Below are 26,066 nucleotides of genomic sequence, written 5' to 3' on the forward strand. Positions count from 1 at the left end.
GTGGACATGACCTACGGCCGTGTTCTACCGTTACCTACGGGTCAGTAAGCTACCGGCTGGTAGCGATGCTTTTGGGGTCACTTTCACCACGACGGTGTTCGCTAAAGCGTGCGCTCTGCTCGGCGGTGGTGGCCCCTTTTTCATGCTGATCTGTCATCCGATCGAGTGTCGACGAAGGGGGCGGGTTCATGACCGAGACGGCTACGGATATCGGAGTGTCCACACATACAGGACAGGTGCGTTCGAGGGGTTCGCGCTCGTCCGAAGCGCAGCGGCAGGGGCGAGGTGCGCGACGACAGCAACGCGCGCGCGCCTTCCTGCGGCCTGCGGTGTTGATCGAGGCGATCGAGGTCGAAAAGCTCATCGTCATACCCGGACTCGACGTTCTGCTCGCTGAGCCGGAACGCTTCGGACTGATCAACGAGACGTCGGCAGCGTTGCGTCAGGCGGTCGATCGGCACGAGACCGCGGTCGACGTGCTGATCGGCATGCTCATCGATTCGATCGGCGACGACGAGAGTGCCGCAGACCAACTCAACAATGCTCCCGTGGTGCTGCCGGTTCGGGCATTGCAGAGCATCGTCGACGACTACCGGGACAGCAACGACGTCGCGAAGGTCGACATGGTGCGGCTGGCCTTCCTCTTTGTTGCGGTGCATGCACTCACCGACCCGACGAACTGTGCGACGGCCTCCCGCAACCTCAACCTCGTGCCGCCGCCACTGCACCGCGACCGCGCTGTGCTCGGGCGGGTCATGGCCCACGCCCTGCCCACCTTCACAGCACGCGACCGCGACCTGTTCGCCGTGTACGTCAGCAAGGCGAGCGCGTTCTTCGCCGTCCCGGCTCCGGCATCGCCGACGTCCGAGGACGACGGTGCCACCGACCTCGCGATCGTCCGCTACAACGCCCACGCCCTGCGCACCAGTTGCCAGCACGTCGGGCTGGGCGGCAACGCTGTCCGCGTCGCCGGCTTGGGCTGACCAGCAGCGAACGTTTCGCGGCGCGGTGCGCAGCGCGACCGTAGGCTTTGACGTGTGAGCACCGACCGGCCGCAACGCTTCCGGTGGCTCCTGCACTTCGATCTCGACCAGTTCCAGGTCTCGGTCGAGCGTCTGCGGAGTCCCGAGCTCGCCGATGTCGCGCTCATCGTCGGTGGTAACGGCGACCCGTCGGAACCGCGCAAGGTCGTGACATGTGCGTCGTACGAGGCTCGCGCGCACGGCGTCCGCGCGGGCATGCCCCTGCGCACCGCGCACCGCAAGCTACCCGACGCCGTGTTCATTCCCCTCGACACGCAGGCATACGACGCCGCGTCGGCGGAGGTCATGGACACGATCCGCGGACTCGGGTATCCGGTCGAAGTGTGGGGCTGGGACGAGGCATACGTGGGCATCGAAAGAGAGGGCGTCGAGAGAGAGGGCGTCGACGACGCCGCGATCACCGAGATCGCCACCCGCATGCGCACCGCGGTTCTCGGCGCAACCGGCCTCGACTCTTCTGTGGGGATCAGCGACAACAAACAGCGGGCGAAGATGGCCACCGAGTTCGCGAAGAAGCCCGACCGTCTGCCTCCGCGAGACCCCGCAGGCGTCTCGACCTTCCTGCCGGTGCAACCGTTGCCCGACAAGGTCTTTCTGCTCGACGACCGCAACTGGATCGAACTGATGGGGCAGCGTCCCACCAGGGATCTATGGAGTGTCGGACCCAAAACCGCGCAGAAGCTCAGCGCCAACGACATCGACACCGTCGACGACTTGATCGCGACGCCGCGCGACGACCTCATCTCCACATTCGGTCCGCACCAGGGCAATTGGCTCTACGTGCTGTGCCGGGGCCATGGCGACTCGACGATCACCGCAGAACCGTGGGAGGCGCGCTCGCACTCCAAGTCGCGGACCTTCCCGGCCGATCTGACATCGGTGGCCGAGAAACACTCTGCGGCGCGACAATTGACACGAGAACTGCTCGACCAGGTGATCGACGAAGACCGCGTACCGTTCCGGATCGCGGTCACCGTGCGGACGTCGACCTTCTACACCAGGACCAAGTCGCGCAAACTCGCCGCACCCACCCTCGACATCGCAGAACTCACGCCGGTCGTTCTCGACCTCCTCGACCGCTTCGACGCCGACCGCCCCGTGCGACTGCTCGGAGTACGCATGGATCTCGTACCCCTCGACGCTCAGCCCACTGTCGACACCGATCTCGACCTCGAGGTGACCTGATGCAGCAGAACAGAATTCGCTCAGTGTGGCCGACCATCACGGTGACGTTGACAGCCGTGCTCGCACTCGTGCTCGGCCCGGCATCGGCCGACGCCGCGCCCCGGCCCCCTGTCACCTACAACTTTCTCGACGGCGCACGGGCAGAGCTCGCGCACCCGGGTGGCTCACTGCCGGGCACCAACGACTTCTCGTGCCGTCCGACGCCGCGCCATCCCCGACCCGTCGTCCTCGTACACGGCAGTGGTGGTGGACAGCAGACGAATTGGGCGACGCTCGCACCCGTGTTGGCCACCGAGGGCTACTGCGTCTTCGCCATGACATACGGAGCCCTGTCGACGCAATGGCCCGCATCGGCGCTCGGTGGCCTCGGCCCGAAAGAAGACAGCGCATGGCAACTCGCGTCGTTCATGTCGAAGGTCATGGCTGCGACGCACAGCGACCAGGTCGACGTCGTCGGGCATTCACTCGGTACCGAGATCCCCACCTATTGGATGAAGTACCTCGGCGGACGCGGCCATGTGGCGCACTACATCTCACTCGCGCCGTACTGGCGCCAGGGACCCGACGACGACGATGCTCGCGGTGAGGCGGTGGCCGAGTTCCGACGCGCGCTCGGTGTTCCGACACCGAAACGCCCGAACTGCCCCGACTGCGTTGCGCCGCCCCGCGATCTGGACTTCAACCACGCCGTTCGGCAGCCGACTCCCTACCTTCCCGGAGTGCGCTACACGAACATCGTCACCAGATTCGACGACATCGTCACGCCCTACTGGGTGGGAATTCTGCCGGGCGGTCCCGGGACGTCGGTACGCAACATCGAGTTACAGGACGGGTGCGACCTCGACTTCGCCGACCATCTGTCGATCGTGTCCGACCGTCGAGCGGTCGCGCACGTCCTCAACGCGCTCGACCCCGCACATCCGCGTCCGGTGCCGTGCGTGTTCGTGCCACCCATCACAGGTGGCTAGCCCGCAGGAGAGACCCGATCGTTCGCGACATGTTCGCGGGCATGGGTGATCGCGTCGTCGAGGTTGGTCATCAGATGATTCTCGTGACGGAGTTCGTCGATCACCCCGACGCCTTCGAGTAGCTTGAGATGGTCGTCCTGCACGCCCTTGATGATGACGGTGATTCCGCGACCCTCGAGGTCGGAGACGATCTCTGCGAGCGTGTGGGCCCCTGTCGCGTCGAGCATCCCGAGATGCGACATCCGGATGATCACCACCCGTACCGTGGCGTCGGAGTGGGCGCCGGACGAGATGGCCGTCGAGATGCGTTCTGCCGCACCGAAGAACATCGCTCCGTCGAGTCGGAGCAGTGCGATGGCCTCATCGCCCGGTTGTGCTGGTCCCGGTAGCTCTTCGCGCGTCACGCTCGACCGCTTCGCGACCTGCCGCAGTGCGAAGAACGCTGCGACGACAATGCCGATCTGTACCGCCTCGATGAGGTCGAAGCACACGGTGATGACTGCCGTCATCGCGAAGATCAGCGCGTCGGATCGTGTGGAACGCATGATCTTTCGGACCGTCGACGACGAGATCATCCGAAAGCACGTCACCATGAGCACACCCGACAGCGCAGCCAGCGGGATCTGTGAGACGGGGCCCGTTGCCAGGTACACCACTCCGAGGAGGAACACGGAGTGCACGATGGCCGACACACGTGTGCGTGCTCCCGAACGTACGTTGACCGCGGTCCGCGCGATCGCCCCGGTGGCGGGCATGCCGCCGAACATCCCCGACGCCACGGACGCGAGTCCCTGGCCGGTGAGTTCGCGGTCGGGATCGTATGGGCCGGTCGGCGACATCGTTGCGGCGACCCGCGCTGACAGCAGCGACTCGATCGCCGCGAGTGCTGCGATGGCAACAGCAGCTCCCGCAAGGGATTTCATGGTCGAGACGTCGAGGTGGGGTAGCGCGGGTGCAGGCAGATGTGAGGGGAGTTCGCCGATTCGCCGCACCCCCAGGTGCATGAACCCGACGATCACGGTCACTAGGATGACGGCGGTCAACGACTCGGGAATGCTCCGATGGATGCGCGGCAACCCGACCATCAGCACAGCGATCACGGCGACGATGCCGAGGGTTTGGAGCGCGACGCTCCAGTCGGCATGTGTGACAACGTGAATGGCTGCCGGGAGCGTGCGTTCGCCTTTCGGTGCGTCGGCGCCGAACGCGGCGGGAACCTGCTGCAAGAAGATGATCACGGCGATGCCGAGTGTGAACCCCTCGATCACCGGCCACGGAATGAACGTGACAGCCCGCCCGAGACCGACGGCCCCCGCGATCAGCACGATGAGTCCAGCCATCACCGTCACCAATGCGATCGACGAGATCCCGTGCGCCGCAACGATCGGCGCGAGGATCACGGCCATCGCACCCGTTGGGCCGGAGACCTGCACGTGAGACCCCCCGAAGATCGCGGCGACGAGGCCTGCAACGACAGCGGTGATCAGGCCGGCGGCCGCTCCGACGCCCGAACTGATACCGAAGGCAAGGGCAAGCGGGAGTGCGACAACGCCGACCGTGACACCGGCGACGACGTCGGACTTCCACGAACGACGTAGCCCGGCGTAGTCGCCGGTGGTGGGGATGAGTCGCAGCATGCGGCGCGGGGCGATCGCATGCAGCCACGCAGAGCTTCGGCGCCTCGGCCCTGTGGCCGTCGCGCTCACTGTGCGACGACGGGCGGGAGCGCAGCCATCGAATCGAGTTGGTCGCGTTCAGCACCGAGCGTGTCGGCGAGAAAGCCGCGCGCGGTCACGAGAAGGTCCGCGACCTTGGGGTTCGCCAGGCTATAGAAGACAGCGTTGCCGACGCGTTCGCTGTGCACAACGCGATGCCGCTTCAAAACGGCAAGATGCTGCGACATCGTCGTCGGTTCGAGCCCCGTGATCGTGAGCAGTTCGCTGACGGGCGTCGGAGCACCGTTGGAGCTGAGCACCTCGAGCACGCGGATCCGAACCGGGTGCGCGAGTCCCTTGAACAGATTTGCCTTGATTTCGTAGAGCGGTTGCGGCCAGTTGGTCGTCATCTGCCGACCTCCTCGGTGATTGATGTGGGCGATGAAATGATGGATTGATAAATTGCGCAATCCATTGATAGCACTTCTGGCATCTCGGGTCGAGTCAGATGTGACGTACTACGCCTCGGCGCGCGGTACCCGGACGCCGAGGAGTTCGGCATCGGGATCGGCGTCCAGGCCGAGGCGATCCCAGTCGAGGGTCACCGCTACCACGGCGTATGCCGAGGTCGGGAACCGTTCGATGTATCCATCCGGGTCGAGGGTGAGTGCCGTCTTCGGCATGCCCGGTTCGTGTCCGACGACGAGAACGGTCGACGCATCGGCCGGCGCGTACACCCGCAAGACCTCCAGGATGTCGACGGGTGATCCGCCGTAGATTTCGTCGAGGAAGGTCGTCGGCGCGCTGATGCCGGTGCGCTCGAGCGTCTCGCGTGTGCGTGTCGCGGTCGAGCAGAGCACGGCGTCGACTCGGAGATCCTCTGAGCGAATCCACTCGCCTGCGAGCGCTGCTTCTCGACGGCCGCGGTCGGCGAGCGGGCGGTCGTGGTCGGCGACACCCGGCGGGTAACCCGACTTGCCGTGACGCATCAGTACCAGCGTGCGGGGTGCTGCGCTCATGCGATGTTCCGCGAGCGGACTGCGTCGTGATCGCCGCGCTGGCGGGCGTCGGCGATACGCAGCACCGTGACCGTGGCTCGCCACGCCGCGGACTCTTGCCGACAGAACTGCGCGTGGTCGTCGTCGCCCGTTGTCGACGCCTCATCGGCCTGGGCGTCGAACTCGTAGGCCTCGTCGAGGCAGTCGGCGATGATCGACAGGACGGTCGTGTGGTCGGTGTGCGCGGCGTCGAGGACCTTCGTGATCGTCTCGGCGTCGAGGGTTGCGAGTTGCTCGAGTTCGGTCCGGAACCACGCGATCGCGCGTGCGTCGTCGTGCCCGGAAGTGCCGTGATGTGTGCCCCGCATCTCTTCAGATTAGTGGGGGACACCGACGCAAAGCCGCTACGACACCGTTAGCCTGGATTTCGTGCATTCCTGGCTTCCCGCGCTGCTGGCTACTGCCGCAGCACTCCTCATCGCCGGGGGTACGGTGCTCCGGCAGCGTGCCTCTCGGGCGTCGGGGGCCATCACGCCGGGCTGGTGGCTCGGAGCGGCGATCGCGATCGCCGGGTTCGCGCTCCAGGCGTCGGCTCTCGGATTGGGTTCGATACTGCTGGTCCAGCCGCTCGTCGTGCTGGCGGTGTTGTTCGCGTTGCCGCTCGAAGCGTGGGCCGACCATCGGCATCCGCAGGCCAAGGAGTGGGCCTGGGGTGCGATTCTCGTCGGCTGTGTCGCGACCTTCCTGCTCATCTCGCGCCCCGAGCCGTCGCTTCGACGACCCAACGACATGGTGGTGTGGGGGGCCGTCGCGGCGGTCGCGGCGGTCGTCGTCGGATGTGTCGTCCTTGCCGAGCGATCCACCCCGCACTACCGGGCGCTGTTCTACGGACTGGCCGCGGGGACACTGTTCGGAGTGTCGGCGCTCCTGGTCAAGACGGTGGTGTACCAGGCGATACACCACGGCATCCACACCTTCGCCAAGCCTGAGATCTACCTGCTGGTTCTGGTGGCAACGGGAGCCGTGGTGGCCCAGCAGAAGGGGTTTGGCGCGGGCGACCTGCAGACGTCGTTCCCGGCCATGAACGTGATGGAACCCGCGGTGGCGATGGCCCTCGGCGTGGTGCTCCTCGGTGAGAACCTCAAGGTGTCGGTGCCCACCGCGCTGTTCCTCGGGATCGTGCTCGCCGCGATGGTCCGATCCGTCGTCGAGCTCGCGAAATCGTCGGCGGTGCGAGGCGAAGAACGCGAAGCGCAACTGCGTGACTCGGCACCCTCGCCGATCCGCAGGGTCGCCTGACGGGAGTCGACGCCGCCGCGCGTCCGGGGGCGTTCAGGCGTCGACGGACTCGATCACTTTCGCGATGCTCTGCGCCCATTCGGCTGCGGCCTTCGCCGGCTTGATCGACGACGAGTTGTCGTGGCGGTGATGTTCTCCGACCTGGGTCGCTCCGTGGCGGGTGAGGAGCTCGGCCATGAGCTCGCCGCCGCGGTTGAAGGTCTCGCCGTAGATGGTGTCGCCGAGTCCGAACACGCCGAACCGCACGCCGGACAGGTCCGGGGTGGTTTCGGTGATCTCCTCGGCGAAGGGCTCGGCACCCGTCGGCAGTTCGCCCTCGCCGTAGGTCGAGCAGACGACGACGAGGAAGTCGTCGGGGTCGAGATCCTCGACGGCGAACTCGCTCATGTCGTAGATCGACGGATCGTGCTCGGCAGCCAGGACATCGGCGATGGCGTCGGCCACGAGCTCTCCGTTGCCGGTCTCGGTGCCGTAGAGGATGACGACGGACACGATCTACTCCCTTGATTCTTCGCGTGATGGATGTGGGCGCGATCGACGGGCGATCGCAACCAAACGAAGGCTACCCTAACTGTCCACTTGGGCGCACCGGAGCCTTCTTCGGCTCCTTTGTCGGAAGGCGTTTACGAAATTACTTGGATGTCCTAGTATGTGTGAGTACAGGGTCTGATGGCTCACATCTCCCGGCCCCATAAGCGTCACGACACTCGACGTCCACAATCCGAACCTCCACAACCCAGAACAGGTGATCACCGGTGACCGCTGATGTATCCGTACCGTCCATTCCGCACTACCTCGACGGTGCGCGCGTCGAGGTGACAGACGGACGCCACGCCGACGTCTTCAACCCCAGCACCGGCGCGGTCCAGGCCTCCGTTCCCCTCGCGAGCACCGACGACGTCGCCGCCGCTGTCGCAACCGCCGTCGAAGCGCAGAAGGAGTGGGCCGCGTGGAACCCGCAGCGCCGCGCCCGCGTGTTGATGCGCTTCGTCGACCTTGTCAATCAGAACGCCGACGAGATCGCGACGACGCTCTCGCTCGAACACGGCAAGACGCACGCCGACGCCCTCGGTGACATCCAGCGCGGCGTCGAGGTCATCGAATTCGCCATCGGCATACCGCATTTGATCAAGGGTGAGTTCACCGAGGGTGCCGGCTCGGGCATCGACGTGCACTCGATCCGCCAGCCCCTCGGCGTGGTCGCGGGCATCACCCCGTTCAACTTCCCGGCCATGATCCCGTTGTGGAAGGCCGGGCCGGCACTCGCATGCGGCAACGCCTTCATCCTCAAGCCGAGTGAGCGTGACCCGTCGGTCCCGGTGCGTCTCGCCGAATTGTTCACGCAGGCAGGTCTTCCCGACGGCGTGTTCCAGGTGGTGCACGGCGACAAGGAGGCCGTCGACGCACTGCTGAACCACCCGGAGGTCAAGGCGCTCGGCTTTGTCGGCAGCTCCGACATCGCGCAGTACATCTACTCAACCGCTGCCGCGAACGGCAAGCGCTCACAGTGCTTCGGCGGCGCCAAGAACCACATGATCATCATGCCCGACGCCAATCTCGACCAGGCCGCAGACGCGTTGATCGGCGCAGGCTACGGCAGTGCAGGCGAGCGCTGTATGGCGATCAGTGTCGCCGTCCCGGTCGGGGAGCAGACAGCAGAACGGTTGCGCGCCAAGCTGATCGACAAGGTCAACGCACTGCGCGTCGGCCACAGCCTCGACCCCAAGGCCGACTACGGCCCGCTGGTCACGGCAGCGGCACTCGAGCGCGTCAAGGGCTACATCGGCAAGGGGGTCGAGGAGGGTGCAGAACTCGTCATCGACGGCCGCGACCGCAGCAGCGACGAACAGACCTATGGCGACGACGATCTGTCGAACGGCTTCTTCATCGGCCCGACGCTCTTCGACCACGTGACCAAGGACATGTCGATCTACACCGACGAGATCTTCGGGCCGGTGCTCTCGATCGTGCGCGCCGGCGACTACGAGGAGGCGCTCGCTCTGGCGTCGGATCACCAGTACGGCAACGGTGTCGCGATCTTCACCCAGGACGGCGACGCCGCCCGTGACTTCACCGCGCGTGTCGACGTCGGCATGGTCGGCGTCAACGTGCCGATCCCGGTTCCGGTGGCCTACTACACCTTTGGTGGTTGGAAGCGTTCCGGATTCGGCGATCTCAACCAGCACGGACCGAGTTCGATCCAGTTCTACACCAAGACCAAGACGGTCACGTCGCGCTGGCCGTCGGGCGTCAAGGACGGGGCCGAGTTCGTCATCCCGACGATGGACTGAGGGCGATGACCACCACCGCTCCGGCCGGAACCGCGGTCGGTCTCGACGACGACGAGCGCGTCATCGTCGAGACCGCTGCGGCATTCGCGGCCAAAAGGCTTGCGCCACATGCTCTCGAGTGGGACTCGACCGATCACTTCCCGGTCGAGGAGTTGCGCGAGGCGGCCCAACTCGGGATGGGCGCCATCTACTGCAACGAGGACGCCGGCGGAAGCGGACTGCGTCGACTCGACGGCGTGCGGATCTTCGAGCAACTCGCCTACGCAGATCCCGCGGTCGCCGCCTTCCTCTCCATCCACAACATGTGCACGTGGATGGTCGACAGTTACGGCACCGATGAGCAACGTGCGCACTGGATTCCACGCCTGGCGAGTATGGAGACCATCGCGAGCTACTGTCTGACCGAGCCGGGCGCCGGCTCCGATGCCGCGGCGCTGTCGACGCGCGCGGAGAAGGTCGGCGACCACTATGTGTTGTCCGGCGTCAAGCAGTTCATCTCCGGAGCCGGGTCGTCGGATCTGTATGTCGTCATGGCGCGCACGGGTGGCGACGGCCCGAAGGGAATCTCGACGTTCCTCGTCGAAAAAGGCTCCGACGGGCTGAGTTTCGGCGCGCAGGAGCACAAGATGGGGTGGCACGCCCAGCCGACGGCGCAGGTCATCCTCGACGAGGTGCGCGTGCCCGCCACCAACTTGCTCGGCGAGCAGGAGGGCATCGGCTTCGGCATCGCGATGAACGGGCTCAACGGGGGAAGGCTCAACATCGCAGCGTCGTCTCTCGGTGGGGCACAGGCTGCCTTCGACAAAGCGGCGTCGTACGTCGCGTCGCGAAAGGCATTCGGGAACAACCTGATCGACGAGCCGACGATCCGCTTCACCCTTGCCGACATGGCCACCTCGCTGCAGACCTCGCGCCTGATGCTGTGGCACGCGGCGTCGTCTCTCGACGCGAATGCGCACGACAAGGTGGAGCAGTGCGCAATGGCGAAGCGCTATGTCACCGACGCCTGTTACACGGTCGCCGACCAGGCCCTGCAGCTTCACGGCGGATACGGCTACCTCACCGAGTACGGCATCGAGAAAATCGTCCGCGACCTGCGCGTGCACCGCATACTCGAGGGGACCAACGAGATCATGCGCGTCGTCGTGGGTAGGTCGGTGGCAGCACGGTTCCGCGAGTCCTGACCAACTCCACCTGACCACACATACTTCAACACAGGGAGAATCGACAATGACGACGATCGCCTTTCTCGGACTCGGCAACATGGGCGGCCCCATGGCCGCCAACCTCGTCAAGGCCGGACACACAGTGCACGGGTACGACCCGGTTCCCGAAGCGGTCAAGACCGCCGAAGCCGCGGGCGTGCAGACCTTTCCCACGGCGGTCGAGGCGGTCGCCATCGCCGAGGTCGTGATCACGATGCTCCCGAGCGGAGCCATCGTCAAGAAGCTCTACGACGAGATCCTCCCCGCCACGGCAACGGGCGCGCTACTCATCGACAGCTCGACGATCTCCGTCGCCGACGCACGCGAAATCAATTCGCGCGCAGCCGATCATGGCTTCGCCCAGGTCGACGCCCCGGTCTCGGGCGGCGTGAAGGGCGCGGTCGCCGGCACGCTGGCGTTCATGGTCGGCGGCACCGAGGAAGCGTTCGTCGCCGCACGACCGACGCTGGAACCGATGGCGGGCAAGATCATTCACTGCGGTGAGTCCGGCGCCGGCCAAGCCGCGAAGGTGTGCAACAACATGCTGCTCGCGGTTCAGCAGATCGCGGTCGGCGAGGCGTTCGTGCTGGCCGAGAAGCTAGGCCTGTCCGACGATGCGCTCTACGACGTGGTCACCGGCGCGACCGGAAACTGCTGGGCCATCGAGACGAACTGCCCGGTCCCCGGCCCGCAGCCGACCTCGCCCGCGAACAACGACTTCAAGCCGGGCTTCGCCACCGCGCTGATGAACAAGGACCTCGGCCTCGCACTCGACGCCATCGCCGACACCGGTTCGCGCGCCCCCCTCGGCGAGCACGCCGCCGCGCTGTACCGCTCCTTCGCCGAACAGCACTCCGACCTGGACTTCTCTGCGATCATCACGACCCTGCGCTGAACTCGCCGAGCCGACCTCGCTGGTCGAGCCGATCCCGCTGGTCGAGCCTGTCGAGACCACCCGCCGCCCGAGCTGAACTCGCTGGTCGAGCCCGACTCGCTGGTCGAGCCTGTCGAGACCACGCCGTCGGCGGCGCAACCCGCTACGGCCGCGGATCAGTATGACGCGCAGCCCGAAATGTGTGTCGTATCGGAAGATGTGGGTGCTGCAGCACACAGATCCTTCGGTTCGACACACGTCTAGCCCGGCCGGGCTGCTGGCGTGCAACGGGTCGCAAGGTCTAGTTGGAGCCGGGGTGCGTACACAATCGTGACGTGAGCGGGGCGCCGAGGAGATTATTGTCTTGGCGTCGCGCTGACGACCGAGTTGTGTACGCGCTGTGCGGGTGTGGTGTTTGGTGGGCGTTGGGCAAGGTGGCGCGGGCCCCGACCAGCGGCGCATCCGGGTCGAGAGCACTGGGCCCGGTGGGTGATCTCGACAGGCTCGATCGGCGGGGTGGGGCTCGATCAGCGGGTGGGCTCGATCGGCGGGGTGGGCTCGATCGGCGGCCGAACGGCTTCGCGGCGGAGGGCGACTACCTGATCGACGTCGCGTTTCCCGCCGCGATGCTCGCCGTCGAGATCGACGGCTTCGCATACCACCGGGACGCGAAGACTCTTCAGCATGACCGCACTCGACGCAACGCCCTGATCGCCAAGGGCTGGACGGTACTGAACTTCACGTGGTCTGACCTAGTAGAGCGGCCCGACTACGTGATCAGTTCGATAGAGGCGGCCCTCGAAGCGGCAGCAGCCTGATCAGTATGACGAGAAGGCCAGAAATCCGGCGAGATTGTCATACTGATCGACGACGTTCGGGCGCGATGCAGGTCCGGCGCGATCCAGGCTCAGAAGTCGCCTGCGTTGTGGCGCAGTTCGTGGATCGCGTCGACGAGGCCGCTGATCTGGTCCGAGGTCATTCCGACGTCGGCGAACACCTCGCGGTTGAGCGTCGCGGTGGCGTCTTCGACAGTCGAGCGGCCCAAGTCGGTGATCTCGACGAGCGTGGTGCGGCCGTCGGTGGGGTGGGGGAGGCGTCGAACGAGTTGCGCCTCCTCGAGGCGTCGAATCGCATGGGTGACGCTGGTGACGTGCACCTGCAGGCGGTCGCTGGCCTTGGTGATCGGCAGTGCACCGTTGCGCGAAAAGGCAAGCAGCCGAAGCAATTCGTAGCGCGAGAAGGTCAGATCGTAAGGGCGGAGCGACGATTCGACGCGGGCCAGCAGGATCTGGTGGGCCCGCATCACGGAGGTCACCGCGACCATCCCGTCTGCGACGTCGCCCCAGCCGGCCGACGTCCAATTTGCCTTCGCCTCGGCGATCGGGTCGAACTCCATGCTGTGCCCTGCCATGGCTGTCAGCCTATCTGCCGTCGACGCCGCCGGATGCCGCCCGGGGCTCCGCGCGTCTGCACTGCCGATCGCGCCGACCCTCCCGAGCGTCAGGCGCGGCTGCTGTGCGTGAGCAGCATCTCGATCGCGCCCACAATCGTGTCGACGAGGTCGGCGGCGGTGCGGCCGTCGAGTTCGTCGCGTTGCTCGTCGGAGCGGAGCATGATCATCGATTCGACGAGGCGGAAGGGGAGCAGGCTGCGGGTGTCTGTGGGGTCGTCGAGTACAGCGGCGGCGAGGGTTTCGTAGGCGGCGGCGAGTTCGCTTCGCGCTGTGCGGAATTGGGCGTAACGGTCGTCGCCCACCTCAGGAAGCAGGTACAGCGAGCCGAGGTTCCAGCGTTCGTCGACGAGTTGTGTGGCGTCGAATCGTGCGAGGTCGAGGAGTCGGTCGAGGGGTGCGCGGTCGTCGTCGAGCAGTTCTCTTGCGCGCTCGAGAGATCCGACGACGGTGGCGTCGAGCAGTGCGGCGAGGATGTCGTCCTTGTTCTTGAAGTAGTGGTACATCGACGCCTGGCGGATGCCGACGGCCTCGGCGATCATGCGAGTCGACGTCCCGGTGTATCCGTGGCGGCAGAAGAGTTCGGCTGCGGCGTCGAGGATTTCCTCACGCGCGGTGGCGCCTCGCCTGCGCTGTTCGACGAGGCGCGGTCGGCCGGGGCCTGGCGCCACTCGGCCTTGCCGGGACGCAGTACTCATCTGGAAGCTCTTTCATTCGTGCCGAGGCGTGGGTTGCGGCGATAGCGTCATCGAGTCTAGTCCGACCAATTCGCGGCGATTTCGCGATCTGAGCCGGCCGCAATGCGTGGGGTCGAAGCGACCTGGACCTCGTAACACGCTCGTAGCGTGAGTTTCCATCCCCGCAACATATCTGTCACCCGATAGAAAAAGCTCGAGCGTTATCTATCAACTGGCAGATAAACCCGCTCAATGTGGAGCCTCACCTCGAAGGAACTCACGATGACCTCCACCGCACAACCCGACTCCAAGGCTCCCGCCGGCACCTCGCCCTCGAGCGACGTCGACGACGCCGACTCACTCGCCCAACTCGGCTACAAGCAGGAGTTGCACCGCGGCATCGGAGGATATGCCGCGTTCGCCTCCGGCTCTCGTTCGTCTCGATCCTCACCACCGTGTTCGCGCTGTTCGCGCTCGGCTTCGGTCTGGGCGGTCCCGCGTTCTTCTGGACCTGGCCGATCGTCTTCGTGTGCCAATTCTGCGTGTGCCTCGTCTTCGCGGAGCTCTCCGGGAAGTTCCCCGTCGCCGGTGCCGTCTATCAATGGTCTCGACGACTCGCCGGTGACGGAGTCGGCTGGTTTGCCGGCTGGTTCATGCTCGTCGGTTACATCGTCAGTGTGGCGGCACTGGCCATCGCGATGCAGAGCGTGCTTCCCGAGATCTGGTCGGGCTTCCAATTCGTCGGCGACGACACAAGTCTCACGTCCGTCTCGGGTGCTACGAATGCGATCATCCTGGGCACCATCACGATCATCGGCTGCACGATCATCAGCGGTGTCGGCGTGAGCTTCATGGGCAAGATCACCGTCACGGGCGTGACCATCGAGATCATCGGCGTCGTGGCGCTCGTCGTCGCGATGTTCATCAAGGCGGAACGCTCCCCGGCGGCGGCGATCGCGAACACCGGAGAACACGGACAGGGACTCGGCTACTTCCCGGCTTTCCTCGCTTCGATGCTCATGGCCTGCTACGTGATGTACGGATTCGACAGCGCTGCAGAGCTTTCCGAAGAGACCAAAGATCCTCGACGCACCGCGCCGAAGGCGATCATCAACGCGCTGCTCGTTTCGTTCGTCGGCGGAGGTCTGATGATCATCGGTGCGCTCATGGCCGCTCCGTCACTCGGTGCGCCGGAACTCTCGGCTCAGGGAATCGCCTGGGTCATCACCTCGCAACTCAACACCGTCCTCGGTAAGGCGCTGCTGATCATCGTCGCGATCTCGATCTTCTCCGCGACTCTCGCCATTCAGGCGTCGGCCTCCCGAGTGATGTTCTCGATGGCGCGCGACAACCGTCTTCCCTTCGGTTCAGCACTGGCAAAGGTCAACCCGCGCACCGGAACTCCCGTCATCACCGGCATCGTCGTCTCGGCGTTGGCGATTCTGATCTTGCTCGTCAACCTCGGGCAGGCGGGCGTCTTCGCTGCGATCACCAGCGTGTCGGTGGTCATCGTGTACCTCGCCTACCTGATGGTCACGGTGCCCGCACTCATCCATCGCCTGCGCGGAACCGAATTGAGCCACGGCCGACCGGTTTTCGGCCTCGGTAAGTGGGGCATCCCGGTCAACATCATCGCCGTCGTCATGGGTGGTCTGCTGATGGTGAACATCGCCTGGCCTCGCGCGGAGGTCTACGACCCCGACGGCGGCAACTGGGTACTGCAGTACTTCGCGATCCTCTTCGTCGCGGCGACGCTGATCGTCGGATTCCTCGCGTACCTCAAGGTCAAGGGCCAGCCGGGAGCGCCGGAACCCGAAGACGCACTCGTCGGACGGAAGCGCTCGTAGCGATTGCCGCAATATCGATCAACTGATAGATTTGTCAACCGAGCGACGACGCCCTGCCGGACCGTATCGAGTCCGTGCAGCCGACCACCGGGACGGCCCGGAACCTCGCCAGCTCATTCTCGAAGGACGTCGACATGACCACCTCGACCACCACCTCCACATCCTCCACCGCCGGTGCCCGCGCGCATGCTCGTGCACAGGCCGGAGCCATCACCGACTCCATGCCCGTGGTGCCTGCCACCGACTGGCCGACGACGATCACCGACGTCGACTCGTCGACGCTCACCTGGGCCGAGACCGTTCCCGGCGGCAGGTACACCACCAAGGTGCTCGCCCGCGGAACGCGAATCCGATTGCGCGACATCACCGGTGACGCGTGTGCACACCTGCTCCTGTGGCGCGTCGACGCCCCGTGGGAGCGCCTGAACGTCGCCGACACCGTCAAGGTGCCCTGGCAGGCCTACCTCACCACCGGCCACCCACTGCTGAGCGATCAGGGCAGGGTGCTCGCCACCATCGTCGACGACACCAGCGCGCACCACGACGCGCTCACGGGCACAACCACACTCGCCGACAACGCCGCCAAATACGGCCACGGAGAGGCATATTCGACGACTCCCGCGGGGCGTGAGCTCCTCAAGCTGGCTGCGGCCAAGAACGGATTGACGCCCACCGATGTGGCGCCATCGCTCTCGCTCTTCGAGGGAGTGAAGGTCGACGACGAGGGATCGTTCGAGTTCCAGGGGAGCGCGGGCGCAGGCAAGAGCGTCGACCTGCTTCTGCACCTGCCGTGCATCGTGGCGATCGCCAACACCGCGCACCCGCTCGACCCAAGCGCGGATTTCCGCTCGGGACCCCTCGAAGTGCTCGCATGGCGTGCCACCGACGACCTCGACGCGCTGCTCGCCGGCGTCGCCGACCGCGACCCCGAATACCAGCGCGCCGTCGCCAACAGCGAAGACGTGTACGGCGCGACGCGCTTCTGACGCCGAGTGGTTTCGACTCGGGTGCTCGCTGCGCTCGCGCCCGGCTCAACCAGCGGAATGCCAGTGGTTTCGACTCGGGTGCTCGCTGCGCTCGCGCCCGGCTCAACCAGCGGGAAGCTCGCGCCCGGCTCAACCAGCGGGAGGCTGGCGCCCGGCTCGACCGCCGAAATGCCGTGTCGAAACCACCACCCCCACCCCCGAACTCAACACATCCGAACGCAAGGACCAATCATGACCACCACGATCAATCCCACCACCGCCCCGGCGGCCGACCTCGCGCTCGTGCCTGGCGACGTCATCTACGACGGCATCGTCGCAGAGCGCGCTCCCTGGTCGGAAGTCGTTGCCGCGGGCGACGTTGCGACCATCGTCGACCTCCACGGCAACCAGGCCGTCGACACGCTGTTCTACGGCGGTCACGACCACTCGATCCGCTACTCGGCGCAGACAACCATTGCCGCGCAGGGGAATATCTTCCTCACGACCGGCACGGTCATCCGTGACCAGGAGTCGCAGCCGATGATGACGATCGTCGCCGACGAGGTCGGCAATCACGACACCCTCGGCGGTGCGTGCTCGCAGGAGTCCAACACGCTGCGCTACGGCCACCACACCAAGCATCAGCACGCTTGCGTCGAGAACTTCCTCATCGGCGGCTCACGTCACGGCCTCGGCAAGCGAGATCTCGTCGGCAACGTCAACTTCTTCATGAACGTGCCCGTCGACCCCGACGGTGCACTCGGAATCGTCGACGGACTGTCCGCACCGGGCAAGCGCCTCGCACTCCGTGCCGAGGTCGACACCCTCGTGCTCGTGTCCAACTGCCCCCAGATCAACAACCCCTGCAACGGATTCGACCCGACTGCCGTCCGCGTGATCGTCACGCGGCCGCGGGGCTGACCGAGTACCGACCGCCAGGAGACGAGATGAACAGTCAGACAACACAGTTCGACGGCGTCGACGTGCTACGCGCCGGACCCATGACCACCATCCAGGATTGGCCCGGCCGCGTCGGTTACTGGAAGGTCGGGGTCCCGCCGTCGGGTCCGATGGACGACCTTTCCTTCCGGCTCGCCAACATGGCCGTCGGTAATCCGGTCGACGCCGCGGGGCTCGAAGTGACGATGCTCGGACCGCGCCTGCGCTTCTCGACGTCGGCAACGGTTGCCGTGACCGGCGCTCCGGTCGCGTTGACCCTCGACGGAGTCGTTGTGCCCCAATGGGTCCCGCTCACAGTGCCGGCGGGCGGTGTGCTCGACATCGGAGCCGTGGGCTCCCTGGGGCTTCGTGTGTACATCGCGATCTCCGGGGGTGTCGAGGCTGAGGAGTACCTCGGCAGCCGTTCCACGTTCACGATGGGCAAGTTCGGCGGACTCGACGGTCGCGTCCTCGCCGACGGCGACATTCTGGCGCGCGCGGGTCTCCCGACAGGGAACCCGACGCGGATTCTCACCGAGGAGCAGCCCGCGTTCACGAATGCATGGCAGCTCGGTGTGACGGTCGGACCGCACTCGGCCCCGGAGTTCTTCACTCCCACCGACATCGCCGAGATCATGGGCACCGACTATCAGGTGCACTTCAACTCCGACCGCACCGGTATTCGCCTGGTCGGTCCCAAACCGCAGTGGGCGCGGACCGACGGCGGCGAGGCGGGACTGCATCCCTCGAACATTCACGACAACGCGTATTCGGTTGGAGCGCTGGACTTCACCGGCGACACCCCGATCCTGCTCGGTCCGGACGGACCGAGCCTCGGCGGGTTCGTCTGCCCGGTTACGGTGACGGCGTCGGAGCGCTGGAAACTCGGGCAGCTGAAGCCCGGTGACACGGTGCGGTTCGTCGCGGTCAAGGCGGCGGAGGCGGCGTCGCCGGCAGAACTGGGTCTCGCACGCAGAGCGTGCTTCGTCGACGTGCTCTCTCGCGGAGGCGATTCCGACAGCGGAATCCTGGGAACCACGACGACGGCCGACGGCACCACGTCGGTGACCTACCGCCGCAGCGGCGACGACAACATCCTCGTCGAATACGGCGACATGCGCCTCGATCTCGCTCTTCGCGCCCGCGTGCACGCGCTCGCCGAGCGGATCGAAGCGGAGAATCCCGCGGGCCTCGTCGACCTGACGCCTGGGATCAGATCGCTTCAGGTGAAAGCAGATCCGACGAAGTGGTCGCAGCTCGCCATGCGGGACTGGCTCATCGAGTGTGAGAGCCAGTTGCCGGCAGCGTCGGAACTCGTAGTGCCCAGTCGCACAGTGCATCTGCCGCTGTCGTGGGACGACCCGGCCACGCGCGAGGCGATCGAGCGATACATGCTCGGTGTACGCTCCGACGCACCCTGGTGTCCGTGGAACATCGAGTTCATCCGGCGCATGAACGGACTCGACTCGGTCGACGACGTGCATCGGATCGTGTTCGACGCCGACTATCTCGTCCTCGGTCTCGGCGACGTGTATCTCGGTGCGCCCGTGGCAGTTCCGCTCGATCCGCGGCATCGACTGGTCACGACAAAGTACAACCCTGCACGTACCTGGACTCCCGAGAACGCCGTCGGCATCGGCGGCGCCTACCTGTGTATTTACGGGATGGAGGGGCCTGGCGGCTATCAGTTCGTCGGCCGCACCACGCAGGTCTGGAACCATCGCTATCCGCAGCAGGCTCCAGGCTTCGATCCCGAACATCCTTGGCTGCTCCGCTTCTTCGACCGCATCAAGTGGTACCCGGTCGGCGCCGACGAACTGCTGGACATGCGGGCCGACGTCGCGGCGGGCCGCGGCGACAGCGTGCGCATCACCGAGGGCACCTTCTCACTGGCAGAACACGAGCGCTTCCTCGCCGACAACGCCGACGCCATTGCCGCGTCCCGCACGACGATGGAGTACGCGCGCGCCGAAGAGCGTGAACGATGGTCCTTGGCCGGAGAGTTCACGACGACCGAGCAGAATGAGACCGACAGCTCCGATCCGAAGGGGAAGGTTGCATGACCAAGATCGACGACATCTACACCGCGATCCGCGACACCGACCGGCCCGAGGTGTTCATCACCCTTCGCCCGGAGGCCGACGTCGCAAGCGACTACCAGCAATCCGTGGCGAGCGATGGACCGCTGGCCGGAGCGATTCTCGCCGTAAAAGACAACGTCGACGTCGCGGGATTGCCCACGACCGCAGCGTGTCCCGGGTATGCCTACGTGCCCGACGCAGATGCGCCCACGGTTGCCGCGCTGCGCAAGGCCGGCGCGGTCGTCATCGGAAAGACCAATCTCGACCAGTTCGCCACCGGTCTCGTCGGAACCCGTAGTCCCTATGGCGCCGTGCGTGATTCACGGCGTACCGATCGAATCTCCGGCGGGTCGAGTTCCGGTTCTGCGGTTGCCGTCGCACTCGGTTTCGCCGACATCGCGATCGGTACCGACACCGCAGGGTCGGGCCGTGTTCCGGCAGGTCTGCAGGGGATCGTCGGCGTGAAGCCGACCGTTGGCGCGATCTCCACCGACGGGATTGTGCCCGCGTGTGCCGACTACGACGTCCCGACGATCTTTGCCGCCGACCTCGAGCTTGCGAACCTGGCCACCGCAGTGATGGCGCAGGCAACCGGCGAGCGGCCATTCGACAGCGAGAGTCGGTTTGCAGCGCCCGAGGCTCCGATCATTGCGGTGCCCGCCGACCTCCCCGAGCTCGACGACCGCTGGCGCGACGCCTTCCGTGAGGCTGTGGCCGCGGCCGAGGCTGCGGGCTTCACGATCAAGACCGTCGACCTGACGCCCTTCCTCGCCGCAGCACGACTGCTCTACGACGACGCCCTCGTGTCCCAGCGTTACGACGCCGTCGGTGAGTTCATCGACAGCGCAGCGGACTCCGACGATATCGGACTCGATCCCGTTGTGGCGCAAATCGTGTCGAAGGCATCCGGCTACACCGCCGTCGATCTGCTCCGTGCGCGACGTCGACTCGCCGAGCTCAGGGCGTTGGCGATGGAGCAATGGGGTGACGCGACGGCACTGATGGTGCCGACCGCGCCGTTCCACCCACGGATCGACGAGGTCGTCGCCGACCCGATCGGCGTCAACAGCCGGATGGGCACGTACACGAACTTCTGCAATCTGTTCGACCTCTGCGGATTGGCGGTCCCGGCAGGCGTCGTCGACGAAGCCGACGGAACCCGATCCGAGTTCGGTATCACGCTCCTCGCGGGTGCTCACGAGGACGCGGTTCTCATCGATCTTGCTCGGCGACTGCGGGTTTCGGCAGCCGACTCCCAGCACGGCGCGTCGGCACCGACGTGGCCCGAGCGGGTAGCGCCATCGGTCGAGCTCGCCGTGTTCGGCGCGCACATGGCTGGTGGCCCGCTGACGCACGAGCTCAGCGACCGCGGCGCGCGCTGGGGTAGGGAAGTACGCACAGCGCCGTCGTATCGTCTTGTGGCACTGGATACGACGCCACCCAAGCCGGGTTTGATCCGCGACCTCGATGCGGGTCGTGTCATCGAAGGGGAGAGCTGGGTCCTGTCGCCCGCGGCGCTGGGCGAGTTCCTCGCCGCGCTGCCGCAACCGATGATGCTGGGCAAGGTCGAGCTCGCCGATGGTAGCTGGGTGGTCGGATTCGGATGCGACGCGCAGGCCGGCGAGTCGGGGCGTCCGCTCGACCGCACGCGGTGGTGAGGCACTTTTCTTGAAACCGTCCGTTCTCGCCGAATCGTGGTGATTGAATCCTCCCTAGCTCGGGGACGGTACTCGAGCCGATGTCTCGGAGGGGGCAAGCCACATGGCTCAATCGGCGGTGAACGGTGCGGGGCGCGGTGGAGTTCGTCGAGCGGAGAAGCAGGATCGACGCCGCAAGCGCAAGGCCGGTCAGCGAGCCGCCGCCGGCGCCGTGGCGGTGGCCGCCGCAACCACGCTGAGCTTCGGGCAGACGGTCGGGGCGGGGCACGCTGAGGCCGGGGTCGCCGACGACATCGTCAATTCGATTGTCGATGGGGCCGGGACGGTCGCGGGCGTGTGGAACATCGACGTCTGCGCCACCGGCGAGACGAAAGGAAACGCCAACTGCGACGCCGCGACAAAGCTCGGGGTCGCGGTGGTCCTGCCGGACGAGATCTCCGTCATCCCGAGCGGCAACAACACGGCGCATGGATCGGCCGTCGTCAAGGGGTCGGGTTACGAGTTCGCTTTGGCGGGTCGCGAGGGCACGGCGACGGCGATCGCTTACCTGCCGGTGAGTCTCGCGACCGCGGGGGCGACAGATGGACGTACTGCCTGGTCGTTCGCCGTGCTCGGAATGGCGAACGCATGGACGACGGATGCTACAGATGTCACGGCCTGGCACGACGGACCGCGCTTGACCAGCGTGCCGGGCGTGGCGTCGGTTGGCTGCTACGGAGGATTGACCGCAGGTTATGCCGAAGGCGTCGGCGCATGCAGCAATGTCCTGGGGACATTCGATTTTCGCTACTCCGAGCTCGACGAGACCAAGCACAACCTGACGATTCCCGAGGTTCAGTTCGCACTGACCGACCCGACCGCGGTGCTCTCGGATCCGGCGGGCGTTTTCGCGGACGTGATCAGCGACCTGCTGCAGGGTAGAACTCCTACTCTCAGCAAGGACTTCACCAGGCTCACCGTCGGAGGTGATCGGACGGATGCTTACGGTCTGCCCGTCTTGCTCACCCTCACAAGCGATTACGGCACGCAGGCGCCCATCGTGGTGCACTGGCTCGGCTCGTCGGTGACGTTCAATCCGACGGTGACGGTCAACGGCAAGGTCAAGCCGAATCATCTGGGACTTCCCGTGATCACCCTCGGCTACGTCGACACGGCACAGTTGTTGCCGACAGTCGACATCCCCGAGATCGCGTTCCCGTTCGGGGTGCCGTCGGTGGGCCCGTTCGGCGGGTCGAGCAGCGCCGCCGGCACGTCGAAGATCACCGCCCTGCGTGCGAGCAGCACAAGCGAGGCCACTGCTCCCACAGAGACCGACACCGAGACCCCGGCGGCGTCGAGCGCACCGATCGTCGCCAACGAAAGCAGCACGGCAACAAAGCAATTCGACGCTCCTTCGGTACCGGAATCGACAGCTGATGCCGCGCAGGGGAATTCGTCGAGTCTCGGCGCCTCGGGGTACGTGGGCAAGCATCGCTCGCTCGGCGACTACGTGGGCAAGCACCGTTCGAGCGACGGCACAGGCGACCGGGCCGACGCGGCGTCGAACAGCTCCCCGAGTGCCGAAGCCACGACCGACTCTTCTGACACCAAGGCCTCCGACCTCCAAGCCCCCGACACCCAAGCCCCCGACACCCAAGCCCCCGACGCGAATGCCTCGGAAGCCGCATCGGGGTCAGCGCAGTCGACCGTTAGCGCCGCGGGCGGACAGTAGCCTTCCACGCGATCTGACTGTTTGTTACAACGGAAGAGGCCGATCACTCGACACGAGGAGACGACGATGAGCGGACCGATCTCAGGCGAAGACCTGCCCGAAGGCGTCGTCGACCCCGAAGCGCCACTCGACGACGAGCCCGGCGAATCGCTTGCCGACGATGCGCCGCTCGACGAGTTCGTCGACCCCCTTGCGGGAGTCGAACCGCCACAAGCCGACGACGTTCCGAGCGCGGATTACGTCGAACAACACCTCGACGTCGACGAGGTGGAACCACCCCGGCGCGACGACTGACCGCAAAACCCCATTTGACCCTGAAACGTCGGCAGACTCGAGAACCCCGTTGGCTACAGTGGAGCCATCGAAGCAGGTTAGGCCCGATGTGTCGCCGACCGCTCGCTCACCGGAGTCAAGCGGTCGACGGTGGCGCACGCTAGGAGGAAGTCATGGCGATCGATCCCGCAAAGAGCAAGGCAGTCTCGCAAGTGGTGCGCGAGCATCCCGGAATGAGCCTTGTGGCAATGTCACCCGGCATCGTGGTCTTTCTCCTGGTAGGAATCTTCGCGAATTGGTTCCTGGCGATCGTGCTCGGCGTCGCAATGGTCGCAGGCGGGTACTACGTGCTGACGCGACAGAAGTGAGCAGGGCATAACCGGTGCGAGGACGACTGCGGACGGGTGACGCTCACTCGTGGGCAACGAGGCCCCGACGGTGAGCGCACGCGTCGACGCCTACATCTGGGCCATCCGGCTCACAAAAACACGTTCGGCTGCAGGGGACGCATGCCGAGGTGGTCATGTTCGTGTCAACGGGGCGACCGCGAAGCCCGCGCAGCACGTCAGCATCGGCGACGAGGTGCGCCTCCGGCTGGGTGGTCGTGAGCGCATCGTCGAGGTGACCCAGGTGATCACCAAGCGAGTGTCGCCCGCGGCGGCGTCGGCCTGCTACATCGACAAGAGCCCACCCCCGCCTGCCAAGGAGATCCTGGCGAGTCAGCCACGACGCGATCGCGGTGCCGGCCGGCCGACGAAACGCGAGCGACGCGAGATCGACAAGCTGATGCGCGGTGGCTTCCTCGTGTCGTTGGCGGTAGTGATCGCGCTGATCGGCAGTGCCTGCTCGTCGGACTCCGACGATTCGGGAGGCAACAGCAACGGCAACGCTGCGGCGCCGCCGGCGAAGGCGGGGTCGGGTCCGTTCTTCGGTGAATGCGGAGGCGTCACCACAGAGGAGGTCAACAACCTCACAAAACTCGGCACGCTGACCAACACGGTGAACAATTCGTCGGTGTGTGAGTGGTCGTCGAGCGCTGATCGCACCGGACCGGTGGCATCGTTCAACTGGTATCGCGGCTCACCTATCGGACGTGAGCGCGCCACCGAGCAACTCTCCCGCGAGTCGACCAAAGACATAGAGATCAACGGACACAAGGGATTCATCGCATCCGACACAGGCATCTGCGAGATCGGAATCGCCTTCGGTGCCGACTTCTTCGAGTGGTCGGTGAGCGCCGGTACCTCATCACTGAGCGCGCAGGCCCCCGACACCCAACAGATCTGCGACGCCACGCGTGAGCTCTCCGCGATGTCGATCGAGCGTGCGTCATGAGGCGCGTGAGACGCGTCGTCGTGCCGTTGCTTGTCGCTCTGGCCGTGCTTGTCGGTGCGCTTTCGGGCTGCACCGTCGACGGCCAGGCAGTCTCGTCCGAACAGGCCAACGCCGATCAGCCCGGCAACGTCGACACCGACCGATTCGACAAGTTGACCCTCGAATGCCAGGTGCTCTCGACAGCTCAGATCGCCAAAGCGGTCGGCGGAACGTCGGCTCGGGGCACCTTCAACGGCGCGATCTGCCGATGGATCGTCGACGGGCCGGTCGCCGCGAACGTCACCTTCAACTGGTTCGAATGGGGCGACTTCAACGTCGAGAAAGACACCGCCAAGCGGCTCGGCTACACAACCGAGAACGTCCGGATCGTGAGTCAGGCTGCGTTCACGCAACGCGACCCCAAGCGCCCAGGGGTGTGCGGCGTGACCAGTCGCGCGCCCACACGTGGCGTCTACACGTTCTGGGTCGAACCGATCGGCGGAGCGGCAGCTGCCGACCCGTGCGCCGCCCCGACGAAGCTGATGGAACTACTCCTCAACGGTGGTCAATAGTCGCTGCCGCGACGGCAGCCAGCAATGACCGACCGGCGCCGCCGCGCTCGCCGAGGCATGATCTATGCCCATGGGAGACTCCGGGTTTCGATTCTTGCGTGCGCTGCTCGTACCGGCGCTGGCGGCACTTGCGATCGTGAGTGTCGGATCGGTCGCCGACGCGGCCCCGGGCACCCGGTGTGCCGGCGCGACGGTCACCACCAGGACTGCCTCGCCGTCTCCGACGGGTTGGGCAGAGAATCTCACGTTCGATCCCTCGGGCAACCTCTGGGTCTCACGTCTCTACGAGAATTCGGTGGAACGCTATGACCGCTCCGGACGGCGCACCGCAACCGTCCCGGTGTGGGCGCCCGGCGCGTTGCGCGTCGGTCCAGGCGGTGATCTGTACGTGAACTCGGGTGACCAGTTGTCGTTCGGCACGGAGCGCAACGGCGTCGTCGTAAAGCTTGATCCGCTTGCAGCTCAACCTAATCCGACGGTCTACGCGCGCGGGTTCGCGATGCCCAACGGGCTGGCGTTCGACGCGGACGGGTTCGGATACGTCGTCGACAGTTCGCTCGGAGTTGTCCGGGTCGCGCCCGGTGGTGCCATCGACCGACGCTGGACGGATAGGGCCCGCGCGGCGTTGGCCACCTCGCCGGCCGTCAACGGGATCAGCCCCAATGGCGCGGTGGTCATCGGCAACGACCTCTACCTGACCTTCACGGCAAGTCGAACGGGACGGGTCGTCGCGGTACCGCTCGACGATCCCGGCTCGATGCGTGTCGTCGCCGACCTCACGGCTCCGCTGCCCGGCCTGCTCGACGACCTCACCGCGCTGGACCCGCACACCATCGCTGTCACGTCGACGCTCGGCTCGCTCATCCTCGTCTACGTACGCACGGGCGCACACTGCAGCATTGCACTCGGCCGACCGGCGACGGCCATCGCCGTGCAACCCACGGATTCGCGCGCCCTGGTGGTCGCGTCGGAGAGCGGTGACCTGCTCGACGTACGGCTCGCCAAATGAACAAGAAGCAAACATATGTTCGACTAATACGCCGATCGTGATTAAGGTGAGT

Annotated in this window: 25 protein-coding genes and 1 pseudogene; 19 read left to right on the forward strand and 7 right to left on the reverse strand. The window is 65.8% G+C overall.

Features of this window, described 5'->3' with window-relative positions; translation table 11 throughout:
* The first annotated feature begins 215 nt into the window (after positions 1-215).
* From ABW18_RS09215 to ABW18_RS09225, 3 genes are read left to right on the forward strand one after another with little or no spacing between them, the layout of a single operon-like run.
* The gene (locus ABW18_RS09215) at positions 216-983 is read left to right on the forward strand and encodes a hypothetical protein (protein WP_235434338.1); all 768 of its coding nucleotides are present in this window, start codon (positions 216-218) and stop codon (positions 981-983) included.
* Positions 984-1,037: 54 nt separating this feature from the next.
* Complete coding sequence (locus ABW18_RS09220) at positions 1,038-2,228, forward strand: DNA polymerase IV (RefSeq protein WP_049698713.1); 1,191 nt, start codon at positions 1,038-1,040, stop codon at positions 2,226-2,228.
* Entirely contained in the window at positions 2,228-3,196 is a 969-nt protein-coding gene (locus ABW18_RS09225) for an esterase/lipase family protein (protein WP_049698714.1), read from the forward strand. Before ABW18_RS09220 ends, ABW18_RS09225 begins: the two co-directional genes overlap by 1 nt.
* On the opposite strand, the gene ABW18_RS09230 is transcribed toward ABW18_RS09225, so the two are convergent.
* The 4 genes from ABW18_RS09230 to ABW18_RS09245 all read right to left on the reverse strand — a co-directional run bounded on the left by ABW18_RS09230 (position 3,193) and on the right by ABW18_RS09245 (position 6,217).
* Positions 3,193-4,833, reverse strand: coding sequence for a SulP family inorganic anion transporter (locus ABW18_RS09230; RefSeq protein WP_049698715.1), 1,641 nt, complete (start codon positions 4,831-4,833; stop codon positions 3,193-3,195). The genes ABW18_RS09225 and ABW18_RS09230 overlap by 4 nt on opposite strands.
* Before the next feature lie 65 nt (positions 4,834-4,898).
* Positions 4,899-5,261, reverse strand: a complete 363-nt coding sequence (locus tag ABW18_RS09235; RefSeq protein ID WP_049698716.1) for an ArsR/SmtB family transcription factor — start codon at positions 5,259-5,261, stop codon at positions 4,899-4,901.
* A 108-nt stretch (positions 5,262-5,369) separates the two neighbouring features.
* Positions 5,370-5,870, reverse strand: coding sequence for a SixA phosphatase family protein (locus ABW18_RS09240; protein ID WP_049698717.1), 501 nt, complete (start codon positions 5,868-5,870; stop codon positions 5,370-5,372).
* Entirely contained in the window at positions 5,867-6,217 is a 351-nt protein-coding gene (locus ABW18_RS09245) for a hypothetical protein (protein ID WP_049698718.1), read from the reverse strand. The genes ABW18_RS09240 and ABW18_RS09245 overlap by 4 nt, the downstream gene beginning before the upstream one ends.
* Positions 6,218-6,278: 61 nt before the next feature.
* On the opposite strand from ABW18_RS09245, the gene ABW18_RS09250 reads away from it, so the two are divergent.
* Complete coding sequence (locus tag ABW18_RS09250) at positions 6,279-7,148, forward strand: DMT family transporter (RefSeq protein ID WP_064866711.1); 870 nt, start codon at positions 6,279-6,281, stop codon at positions 7,146-7,148.
* A gap of 33 nt (positions 7,149-7,181) precedes the next feature.
* Here the strand turns inward: ABW18_RS09250 and ABW18_RS09255 are convergent, their stop codons facing one another.
* Positions 7,182-7,640, reverse strand: a complete 459-nt coding sequence (locus ABW18_RS09255) for a flavodoxin domain-containing protein (RefSeq protein ID WP_049698720.1) — start codon at positions 7,638-7,640, stop codon at positions 7,182-7,184.
* A 263-nt stretch (positions 7,641-7,903) separates the two neighbouring features.
* Here ABW18_RS09255 and ABW18_RS09260 point away from each other — a divergent pair, with 263 nt between their 5' ends.
* The 4 genes from ABW18_RS09260 to ABW18_RS22700 all read left to right on the forward strand — a co-directional run bounded on the left by ABW18_RS09260 (position 7,904) and on the right by ABW18_RS22700 (position 12,336).
* On the forward strand, positions 7,904-9,439 hold the full coding sequence (locus ABW18_RS09260) for a CoA-acylating methylmalonate-semialdehyde dehydrogenase (protein ID WP_049698721.1): 1,536 nt from the start codon (positions 7,904-7,906) through the stop codon (positions 9,437-9,439).
* Positions 9,440-9,444: 5 nt separating this feature from the next.
* Positions 9,445-10,623 (forward strand): acyl-CoA dehydrogenase family protein, encoded by a 1,179-nt coding sequence (locus tag ABW18_RS09265; RefSeq protein ID WP_049698722.1) that lies wholly within the window; start codon positions 9,445-9,447, stop codon positions 10,621-10,623.
* Between the two features lie 46 nt (positions 10,624-10,669).
* A complete protein-coding gene (mmsB, locus tag ABW18_RS09270) occupies positions 10,670-11,539 on the forward strand; it encodes a 3-hydroxyisobutyrate dehydrogenase (protein WP_049698723.1) in 870 nt (289 codons plus the stop codon).
* 464 nt (positions 11,540-12,003) lie between these two features.
* Positions 12,004-12,336, forward strand: coding sequence for an endonuclease domain-containing protein (locus ABW18_RS22700; RefSeq protein WP_372495492.1), 333 nt, complete (start codon positions 12,004-12,006; stop codon positions 12,334-12,336).
* 89 nt (positions 12,337-12,425) lie between these two features.
* Here ABW18_RS22700 and ABW18_RS09280 read toward each other — a convergent pair whose 3' ends face one another.
* Positions 12,426-12,929: a MarR family transcriptional regulator gene (locus tag ABW18_RS09280; RefSeq protein ID WP_049698724.1), complete on the reverse strand. Its 504-nt coding sequence runs from the start codon at positions 12,927-12,929 to the stop codon at positions 12,426-12,428.
* 89 nt (positions 12,930-13,018) lie between these two features.
* The gene (locus ABW18_RS09285; RefSeq protein WP_049698725.1) at positions 13,019-13,666 is read right to left on the reverse strand and encodes a TetR/AcrR family transcriptional regulator; all 648 of its coding nucleotides are present in this window, start codon (positions 13,664-13,666) and stop codon (positions 13,019-13,021) included.
* A 261-nt stretch (positions 13,667-13,927) separates the two neighbouring features.
* Between ABW18_RS09285 and ABW18_RS09290 the strand changes: the two are divergent.
* From ABW18_RS09290 to ABW18_RS09340, 11 genes and pseudogenes are all read left to right on the forward strand, one after another.
* A pseudogene (locus ABW18_RS09290) lies at positions 13,928-15,492 on the forward strand (amino acid permease).
* Positions 15,493-15,626: 134 nt separating this feature from the next.
* On the forward strand, positions 15,627-16,478 hold the full coding sequence (locus ABW18_RS09295) for an urea amidolyase associated protein UAAP1 (RefSeq protein WP_049699017.1): 852 nt from the start codon (positions 15,627-15,629) through the stop codon (positions 16,476-16,478).
* Between the two features lie 231 nt (positions 16,479-16,709).
* Complete coding sequence (locus tag ABW18_RS09300; protein ID WP_049698726.1) at positions 16,710-17,378, forward strand: urea amidolyase associated protein UAAP2; 669 nt, start codon at positions 16,710-16,712, stop codon at positions 17,376-17,378.
* A 26-nt stretch (positions 17,379-17,404) separates the two neighbouring features.
* Complete coding sequence (locus tag ABW18_RS09305) at positions 17,405-19,459, forward strand: 5-oxoprolinase/urea amidolyase family protein (protein ID WP_049698727.1); 2,055 nt, start codon at positions 17,405-17,407, stop codon at positions 19,457-19,459.
* Positions 19,456-21,135 carry an allophanate hydrolase gene (gene atzF / locus ABW18_RS09310; RefSeq protein WP_049698728.1) on the forward strand — a complete coding sequence of 560 codons (1,680 nt, stop codon included), beginning with the start codon at positions 19,456-19,458 and terminating at the stop codon, positions 21,133-21,135. The genes ABW18_RS09305 and atzF overlap by 4 nt, the downstream gene beginning before the upstream one ends.
* Positions 21,136-21,238: 103 nt before the next feature.
* A complete protein-coding gene (locus tag ABW18_RS09315) occupies positions 21,239-22,846 on the forward strand; it encodes a prolipoprotein diacylglyceryl transferase (protein WP_053117424.1) in 1,608 nt (535 codons plus the stop codon).
* Between the two features lie 66 nt (positions 22,847-22,912).
* A complete protein-coding gene (locus ABW18_RS09320; protein WP_049698729.1) occupies positions 22,913-23,140 on the forward strand; it encodes a hypothetical protein in 228 nt (75 codons plus the stop codon).
* A 152-nt stretch (positions 23,141-23,292) separates the two neighbouring features.
* A complete protein-coding gene (locus ABW18_RS09325) occupies positions 23,293-23,487 on the forward strand; it encodes a hypothetical protein (RefSeq protein ID WP_049698730.1) in 195 nt (64 codons plus the stop codon).
* Positions 23,488-23,557: 70 nt separating this feature from the next.
* Positions 23,558-24,454 carry a DUF3558 family protein gene (locus ABW18_RS09330; protein WP_049699019.1) on the forward strand — a complete coding sequence of 299 codons (897 nt, stop codon included), beginning with the start codon at positions 23,558-23,560 and terminating at the stop codon, positions 24,452-24,454.
* Positions 24,451-25,005 (forward strand): DUF3558 domain-containing protein, encoded by a 555-nt coding sequence (locus tag ABW18_RS09335; protein ID WP_049698731.1) that lies wholly within the window; start codon positions 24,451-24,453, stop codon positions 25,003-25,005. Before ABW18_RS09330 ends, ABW18_RS09335 begins: the two co-directional genes overlap by 4 nt.
* 64 nt (positions 25,006-25,069) lie before the next feature.
* Positions 25,070-26,014, forward strand: a complete 945-nt coding sequence (locus ABW18_RS09340) for an SMP-30/gluconolactonase/LRE family protein (RefSeq protein WP_200903243.1) — start codon at positions 25,070-25,072, stop codon at positions 26,012-26,014.
* Positions 26,015-26,066 lie beyond the last annotated feature (52 nt).

This window comes from Gordonia jacobaea, from assembly GCF_001186365.1.
Lineage (GTDB): Bacteria > Actinomycetota > Actinomycetes > Mycobacteriales > Mycobacteriaceae > Gordonia > Gordonia jacobaea.